Origin of the sequence: Nocardia sp. NPDC051052 (assembly GCF_044456045.1) — a bacterium.
In the GTDB taxonomy this organism is placed as follows: domain Bacteria; phylum Actinomycetota; class Actinomycetes; order Mycobacteriales; family Mycobacteriaceae; genus Nocardia.
Map to the genome: position 1 here is coordinate 35134 of NZ_JBITFL010000025.1, position 7705 is coordinate 42838.

Consider the following 7705-nt stretch of genomic DNA (forward strand, 5'->3'; position numbering starts at 1 on the left):
AGCGCATGCGCTGGACTCGGGCCGTCGTGCTGGCCGCGACACTCTCGACCATGATCGCCGGATGCGGGGCGGGACCCTCCGACCGTCCCGGCGTCGCCGTCGAGCGCCAACGGGTCGGCGGCGTCGCCCCGACCTCGGTCGCCCCGGCCCCGCCACCGACCGCTGAGCTGCCGAAGACCGACCTGGCGTGGAAGGACTGCACCGCGCCGACGCTCGATCTGCTCGGCCTCGGTCCCGCCCCCGCCGGGCTGGTGCTCGACTGCGCGGAATACACCACGCCCATCGACGGGGGCGGCGCCGTGCTCGGCAACTTCCGCACCGCGGCGATCCGGGCCCGGCTGCCCCAGACCCCGGCCGACGCCGCCCCGCTGCTGCTCACCTCCGGCGCGGACCGCTCCTCCACCGCCACCCTCGCCGGCCTGGCCGTCGGTCCGGCGAGCGCGCTGCTTGCCGCGCGTCCGATCGTCGCGGTGGACCGGCGCGGCATCGGCAGCTCGCAGCCGATCGACTGCCTGCCGCCCGAGGTCCGCAAGGGGCTGGCCGACAACGCCCAATTCGGGCCTGACGCAAACGATCCCGTCGAGGCGATGACCACGTACAGCCAGGACGGCACCATCGCCTGCCGCGACTTCCTGCAGCCCTACGAGGGCGCCTTCGACGCACAGCACGCCGCCGACGACATCGAGCAGCTGCGCAAGCAGTGGCAGGTCGACCACATCGCGCTGCTCGGCTCGGGCAACGGCGCGAAGGTCGCGCTCAGCTACGCCCGCAAGTACGGCGATCACCTGGCCAGACTCGTCGTCGACTCCCCCGAGGCCGTCGGCGCGGACGCGATCACCCGGGCCGAGCAGCAACTGGAAGGCGCGGAGGCGGCGCTGACCGCGTTCGCTCAGCGCTGCACCGGGCTCAGCTGTTCACTGGGCGCGGATCCGCGGGCCGCGATCACCGATCTGGTGAACCGGGCCGGTTCCGGTGGGCTCGGCGACATCTCGGCCAACGCGCTGCTCACCGCGGTCTCCGGTTTCCTCGGCAGCCCGCGCGCCGACCAGGCCACCCGGGTCCGCGAACTCGCCGACGCGCTGTCGGCGGCGGGGCGCGGCGACCGCGGCGCGCTCGGCAATCTGATCCAGCGCGAGTCCGCGGCGATCAGCGGCGACGGCCAATTCGTGAACCGCTGCACCGACACTCAGCAGCCGCCGACGCCGACCAAGGCCAAGGAACTGATGGGTACGTGGGGCGCCAAGTATCCGGTGTTCGGCAAGAACATGGCGATCGGGCTGATGAAATGCGCGGCCTGGCCGGTGTCCACCGCGCCCGCGATGCCGGACAAGCTCACCATTCCGGTGCTGGTGCTCGGCGGCGTCGCCGACCCGGTGGTCGGCAATGCGGGCCAGGCGTCGGTCGCCGGCGCGCTCGGCGCGGCCGGGGCGCGGCACGCCGGCGTCACCTGGCAGGGCTGGGGGCACCCGGTGTCCACCCACTCGAGTTGCGCACAGCGCATCATGGTCGACTACTTGAAGGACGCGAAACTGCCCGCCGACGGGACCGCCTGCCCGGCCTGACCTGGCTGCCCGAATAGCGCTTCTAGCGGCGCGTCGAAGAGGTCCGGACAACCGTCGGAACCTGATCCGGTGTACCGTGCCCCAGTGTTACTTCGACAGCTCGAGCCCCGCAGTGCTCGCACCACCGCCGAGGTGATCAAGTTCGCACTCTGGCCGTTCGCGGTCATGACTGTGCTGAACCGAGTTTTCATCAAGGCTGTCAACGGTTTCATCACCGACGACTTCCGACCGGTTTACCAGGCGTCGCTAGATTTTCTCAACGGGCGACCGGTGTACACGGCCAACTTCGACTCGGTCGACCCGCATTACCTGTACTACCCGAGCGGCACGCTGCTCATCGCGCCGGTGGCCTGGGTGCACGACTACGAAAAGGCGCGCTGGCTGTTCATCCTGCTGAACGCGGCCGCGATCATTCTCGCCTGGTATCTGCTGCTTCGGCTGTTCCGTTTCACGGTGAATTCCGTTGTCGCGCCGGTGCTGCTGTTCGCGATGTTCATGTCGGAAACGGTCACCAATACGCTGGTTTTCACCAACGTCAACGGCTGCATTCTGCTGGCCGAGATGCTCTTCCTGCATCTGCTGCTCAAACGACGAGACCTGTGGGCCGGCGTCGTGCTCGGACTCAGTATCGCGGTGAAACCGACGCTGGCACCGCTGCTTTTGATCGCGCTGGTCCGTGGGCAGTGGAAGGTATTCATCACCGCCCTCGGTGTGCCGATCGTGCTCACCGCGATCGCCTGGCCGATGTCGAAGGACCCGGAGCAGTTCTTCAGCCGTACCGCGCCCTACCTGTTCGAGACCCGCGACTACTTCAACAGCTCGATCCCGGGCAACGGTGAGTATTACGGGCTGTCGCCGTGGCTGATCTGGATCATCCGGCTCGGCATGGGTGTGCTGGTCGCCCTCTCGCTGTGGCTGCTGTGGCGCTACTACCGTCAAGACGAGCTGTTCTTCGTGTGTACCGCGTCCGGCGTGCTGCTCACCGCGTATTTCCTGCTGCCGTCGCTGGGGCAGATGTACTACTCGATGATGCTGTTCCCGTTCCTGATGACGGTGGTCTTGCGGAGTTCGGTGCTGCGAAATTGGCCCGCGTGGTTGGCCATCTTCGGGTTCATGACATACGACAAGTGGTTGTCGGACCGACCCGGCTGGCAGCATTTCGGCCGCGACCTCGATTACCTGCGGGTCACCTTCGGCTGGGGGCTGTTGCTGATCGTGGTGTTCTGCGTGCTCGGGGATCGATACCTGACCGCCAAGCGGGAGGGCCGCCTGCAGTTCGGTATCGATCCCACCTGGATCAAGCCGGTGCCTGCCACGCCCGATTCGCCCAGGTCGGCCGACGGTTCCGCGACGGCGGTGGCGAAACCTATTAGCGTGGAGTGATGAGTTCCGAAGCCGATACGTCCCTGCCCGCGCCGCGGATCCAGCTGACGCCCCAGGAATGGCGCGCCAAGCTGAACCCCGAGGAGTACGCGGTGCTGCGCGAGGCCGCCACCGAACGGCCCTTCGTCGGCGAATACACCGACACCAAGACCGACGGCGTCTACGAATGCCGGGCCTGCGGCGCCGAATTGTTCCGCAGCACCGAGAAATTCGACTCACACTGCGGGTGGCCGTCGTTCTTCGACCCGACCGAATCCGACGCGGTAATCCTCAAAACCGACGACACCCTCGGCATGCACCGAGTCGAAGTACTGTGCGCGAATTGCCACAGCCACCTCGGCCACGTGTTCGAGGGCGAGGGATACAACACGCCCACCGACAAGCGCTACTGCATCAACTCCATCTCACTGAAATTGCAGCCTGCGGAGGGCTCTAGCAGCTAGCACACCGGAACTCATTCACTCGTGGACGCCGGGTGAACGTTTTTCACCGGGCGTCCACGAAATCGACCACCGGTCGTTCCAGGTTCACATACGCCTGCGTGGTGACAGCGGAGTTCCCATCGTCGCCCAGGATCAGCCGTGCCGCCGGAATTCCGTGGGCCTCCGCAACCGGGGTGGCGCGGGTACTGCGCAGTGTCTCGAGCGTCGACTATGACAGCCGCCGACACCGGTCTGCTGGTGCGCGAATATCCGCCGGGTTTCGCCCCGTGCAAATGCCACTTCCTAGCTCGTAATCGCCTGACAGCGGCCCTTTCCCGCGCTGTGGTGGCGGTCGCGTAGCGGCGCTCGTTCCCGCCTATGGGCTGCCGGTGCCTTGTGCATGCGCCCACCGCCCCAACGGGGCCAGGCCGAGGGATGTTCACCGTGCGTCGCCACTTCGGCGAAGTTTCCCATGATCTCGACTGCCGATGTGTCCTGCCCAGCCCGGCAAATACCCTTTGTCACTTGGGATTCCCGCTGACCGACGGAGTCCAGTTGGATTTCCCCAGTTGTGGTTACCCGGTGACAGGAACAGGAACGCATGAGACTCTGATCCCACGCCAGCAATGAACTGGCAATCCGAACGCGGAGGGGCAAAGGATGAGGCGTTCATCTATATTATTGTCGTGGCAGCGTCGGGCAGGTCATCGAATTCCGTTGCGTACCGCGGTGTCTGGTGTCGCGGTGCTGTTGCTCGTAGCAGGGGCGCAATCCGGGACCGCGGACCCGACAACGAGCCCGCCGCCACCGGCATCATCGACAACGACGCCGAGCAGCACGCCATCATCGCCCAGTAAGACGGCAGCGCCGACCACCCGCGCTCCGCAATCACCCTCGCCCACAACGTCATTACCCGCAGCACCGACCGCACCCTCGTCGCCGACCACCGCACCAGCGAGTCCGGCATGTGCGCCGGGTACTCGCGCGCAGGCTCCCCAAAAGTGGGAGCCCACCAGCAATCCCCAGTCCAGTGTGGTGCCGGGGCGGATGCGTTCGGACTGCCAGCAGGTCCCCGGCGGGTTCAGCAAAAAGCAGGCCGAAAAGGCCGAAACGATGGAGGCCGCGCTCGCAGCCCGCCCGCAGCAGCGTTCGGCGCGGGCCGCAGACGGCTGTCAGGTGTATTGGCCGGCACCATATGAGGTGTGTGGCGCGATTCGCGACAAATACAACGAACTCGGCGGCCCGAACAGCTTCCTCCTGTTCCCGACCTCCAACGAGCTGAGCAACCCCGACGGGGTCGGGAAACGCTCCACCTTTCAGAACGGCCCCATCTACTGGTCCCCTGACGGGGGAGCGCACCCGGTGGCGAATCATTTCTTCGCTGCCTGGCAGCGCAACGGTTGGGAAGGCGGGGTCCTCGGCTATCCGACCTCCGACGAGATCATCAACCCCGACAACGTCGGCCGCCGCCAATACTTCCAAGGCGGCACCATCTACTGGAAACTCAACGAGGCCTACTACATCGCCGGCGCGATCCGCGACAAGTGGGGCGAAACAGGCTGGGAGGGCGGCTGGCTCGGCTATCCGACCAGCGACGAGACTGCGCTCCCTGATGGACAGGGGCGCATGAACCGGTTCGAACGCGGCGTTGTCTACTGGCATTCGACGACCGGTGCGCAGCCGGTCACGGGTCGGATCCTCGACGCGTGGGCCGCATCCGGCTATGAGCGCGGGCAGTACCGGTATCCCGTTGCGGCACAGACCAGTCCCGACAACGGAGTGTCTGTGGAACAGCGCTTCCAGGGCGGAACGATCACCGCGCCCGGCCCGACGACGGTGCAGCTGGCCGACTACCTGCCCGCCACGCCCGAGCAGGTACTCGCTGACGCACGCAAGGCGATCGAAGGACTCGGCCGATCACTGAGGGAAGCGATCGAGCAGGCGCTGCGCGAAGCCAGCGGCAACAGCGACTCCAGGAGCACGCCCCGTGACGAGAAAGACGCGGTCCACCTCCCACCGGCGAGGCGGGCCGGTGACATCTTCTACTCCGACGCCGCGACCGGAGTGGCCAGAGTGCAGTACGAACACGGCCACAACGGCATATTCATCAACACAGAAGACACAGTTCAAGCGCTGGATCCGGACCAAGGCGTTAAATTGGTCCTCGGCAACAACTCCAAAGGCGTGTACAACCCGATCATGCAGGAGGTACACACCGATGACGCGAAACGCGCCAAAGCCGCCGCGTACGCTCGCACAAGAGTCGGCTCGGGCTACAACAGCGACTTCGCGTTCAACCGTCGAGACTGGAAAGACGGCGAGGCAGGCACCTACAACTGCTCGCAATTGGTCTGGGCCTCGTATATGAACGTCTCCAACGCCGGCATCGATCTGGACAAGGACGGCGGGTGGGGTGTGTGGCCGAAAGACATCCGCGACTCCAACTGGGTGACTCGATATTGATTGCTGGGATGAACTCGGACGTGGCGGGACATGTGCGTTGCCGTACACGCACAAGTCCCCGCCCGGCCGAATCCACCACCCGCCGAAGGAGAGTGACCGTGTTTCGGTCGTCCGTACCTGCCCTCGCCGCGTTGACGGCGATCGTGCTCGCTGCGTCGGCCTGCGGGCAAGATCCTGCTCCGATCACTGCGGCCGAGATGGCGACTGTGCCGAGCGAGGCGATCGCCGTGGTCACTGTCGGGCCGTCACAACCTCCCATCATGACCAAGACCGATCACACCTCAGCCTTTGCCATCGACGCAGATGGCAACGTCGTCGGCAAGCTTCAGGGCGGTGCGATCGACTCGGCGAGTATTGTCGGCTGGAATCGCGGATTCACCCTTGCCACAGCTGATTCGGTGATATCCGTCAGCCGATCCGGCCGCAACGTGCTCGCGAATGACGAGGACGCGGTCGAAGGCATCGCACAAGATTTCGCGTCTGGCCGAAGCCTAGTGTGGTTCAACACGGGCAAGCGCGGCGGAACGACCACGGAATACCGGCACAACTACGTCCTGACAGCCCCGGACACAGCACCACTCACCGGTTCGGTCCCTGGGATCATGCTCTCGGCGGCTCACTGCGGCGAGCGCGCGTTCGGGGTAGTAGCCGCGTTCGACGACCTCACCTCGGATCAACCGATGATCAAGCACCGATTATTCGAACTCCCCATCGAGGGCGGCGAACCCGTCCTCCGCGGTGAATGGGAGTGGCAGAACGGGTTCCGTAGCGAGTCGCGGACAGCGGCATGCTCGGCGGACGGCTCGGCGCTCGTCAATCTGTACGGCTCGGCCGAAGCGCGGCACAACGAGACCGGCACGCTCGGACTGGAGTTGGTGCAACTCGATACCGCTACCGGTGCGCGCACCCAGTCACACGTGGGTATGGCCGGGCATTCCGCATGGTCCCGGCCGAACACACTGACCCGGGCCGGGGATCGGCTGTACTGGATCAACGGCGACGACGGGGCAGTACTTTCCATACCGCTGAATCAGCCAGCCGAAGTCCGCAAAGACTGGGACCTCGGCGCGACGGGATTTGGGCATCAAGCAACGGTGACCGGCACCACGGTCTCACACCTCGACTCCCACAACACACCGACATACGCCGAGTACGACCTCATCACCGGCCAAAAGATTCGCGGCCCGATCGAACTGCCGTGGCTGAAATCGATCGTCGACTCGCAGACCGAAAGCGGCAAAACTACGTACGCTGTGGCCGGCGTTGCCTGCCTTCCTGCGTCATCAACGTCAAGTCCTACCCAAGCCAGCCTGCGCTGACACGCGAGCTATGCGGTCGAAGTTACGTTGACTCGCGTCGTTCGAGGCCGACGGCGTCGGCGAGTTCCTGGCGGTGGCGCAGGAGTTCTGGATGGTCGACGCTGAGTTCGCCCATGAAGTCGGCCAGTGCGTCGGCGATGGCGTTGAGTTTCTGCTGGACCGCCTCGTCGGAGCGGGACTGCGTGTTCTGCAGCAACGCCACCAGCAAGAAGGTGATGATCGTGGTCGCGGTGTTGATCACCAGCTGCCAGGTGTCGACGCTGGGCAAGACCAGGAACGTCGGCGCCCACACCACGACCAGGAGCACGCAGAATACGAAAAACCCCGCTTTGGCGGTGAGTGTGGCCGCACCGGTGGCGAAGCGGTCGAAGATCGTCAGCTTGCCACTCACCTGCGAAGGCATCGTGTTTGCTCCAGTGCCGGAGCGTGGCGCGTTGTCCTGCATGAACCGTCCCTTTCTCGAACCGGCAACCGAGGTATCGGTTGCGGTCGAAGTGGGATTAGCCAGGCAACGGAGGCGCAAACGGCCCCGACCTGGAGCTCGCTGCATCGGCGT

General features: G+C 65.5%; 8 protein-coding genes. 6 read left to right on the top strand and 2 right to left on the bottom strand.

The window, feature by feature from the left end:
- Window positions 1-5 precede the first annotated feature (5 nt).
- The 4 genes from ACIBCN_RS43675 (at window position 6) to ACIBCN_RS43690 (ending at window position 3727) form a co-directional block, all read left to right on the top strand.
- Window positions 6-1562: an alpha/beta hydrolase gene (locus ACIBCN_RS43675; protein ID WP_396998663.1), complete on the top strand. Its 1557-nt coding sequence runs from the start codon at window positions 6-8 to the stop codon at window positions 1560-1562.
- Window positions 1563-1646: 84 nt separating this feature from the next.
- On the top strand, window positions 1647-2945 hold the full coding sequence (locus tag ACIBCN_RS43680; protein WP_396998665.1) for a glycosyltransferase family 87 protein: 1299 nt from the start codon (window positions 1647-1649) through the stop codon (window positions 2943-2945).
- The gene (gene msrB, locus ACIBCN_RS43685; RefSeq protein ID WP_396998667.1) at window positions 2945-3388 is read left to right on the top strand and encodes a peptide-methionine (R)-S-oxide reductase MsrB; all 444 of its coding nucleotides are present in this window, start codon (window positions 2945-2947) and stop codon (window positions 3386-3388) included. Before ACIBCN_RS43680 ends, msrB begins: the two co-directional genes overlap by 1 nt.
- A gap of 210 nt (window positions 3389-3598) precedes the next feature.
- Window positions 3599-3727 carry a DNA-processing protein DprA gene (locus tag ACIBCN_RS43690; RefSeq protein WP_396998669.1) on the top strand — a complete coding sequence of 43 codons (129 nt, stop codon included), beginning with the start codon at window positions 3599-3601 and terminating at the stop codon, window positions 3725-3727.
- Window positions 3728-4071: 344 nt separating this feature from the next.
- Here ACIBCN_RS43690 and ACIBCN_RS43695 read toward each other — a convergent pair whose 3' ends face one another.
- Entirely contained in the window at window positions 4072-4380 is a 309-nt protein-coding gene (locus ACIBCN_RS43695; protein ID WP_396998671.1) for a hypothetical protein, read from the bottom strand.
- A 34-nt stretch (window positions 4381-4414) separates the two neighbouring features.
- Here ACIBCN_RS43695 and ACIBCN_RS43700 point away from each other — a divergent pair, with 34 nt between their 5' ends.
- A complete protein-coding gene (locus ACIBCN_RS43700) occupies window positions 4415-5830 on the top strand; it encodes a hypothetical protein (protein ID WP_396998673.1) in 1416 nt (471 codons plus the stop codon).
- 98 nt (window positions 5831-5928) lie between these two features.
- The gene (locus tag ACIBCN_RS43705; RefSeq protein WP_396998675.1) at window positions 5929-7149 is read left to right on the top strand and encodes a hypothetical protein; all 1221 of its coding nucleotides are present in this window, start codon (window positions 5929-5931) and stop codon (window positions 7147-7149) included.
- Window positions 7150-7171: 22 nt separating this feature from the next.
- On the opposite strand, the gene ACIBCN_RS43710 is transcribed toward ACIBCN_RS43705, so the two are convergent.
- The gene (locus ACIBCN_RS43710; RefSeq protein ID WP_396998677.1) at window positions 7172-7552 is read right to left on the bottom strand and encodes a low affinity iron permease family protein; all 381 of its coding nucleotides are present in this window, start codon (window positions 7550-7552) and stop codon (window positions 7172-7174) included.
- Window positions 7553-7705 lie beyond the last annotated feature (153 nt).

Excerpts from the sequence above, each read along its gene's own strand:
- ACIBCN_RS43675 (WP_396998663.1), top strand. The coding sequence starts at position 6 with ATGCGCTGGACTCGGGCCGTCGTGCTGGCCGCGACACTCTCGACCATG.
- ACIBCN_RS43700 (WP_396998673.1), top strand. The coding sequence starts at position 4,415 with ATGCGTTCGGACTGCCAGCAGGTCCCCGGCGGGTTCAGCAAAAAGCAG.
- ACIBCN_RS43690 (WP_396998669.1), top strand. The coding sequence starts at position 3,599 with ATGACAGCCGCCGACACCGGTCTGCTGGTGCGCGAATATCCGCCGGGT.
- ACIBCN_RS43710 (WP_396998677.1), bottom strand. The coding sequence starts at position 7,552 with ATGCCTTCGCAGGTGAGTGGCAAGCTGACGATCTTCGACCGCTTCGCC.
- msrB (WP_396998667.1), top strand. The coding sequence starts at position 2,945 with ATGAGTTCCGAAGCCGATACGTCCCTGCCCGCGCCGCGGATCCAGCTG.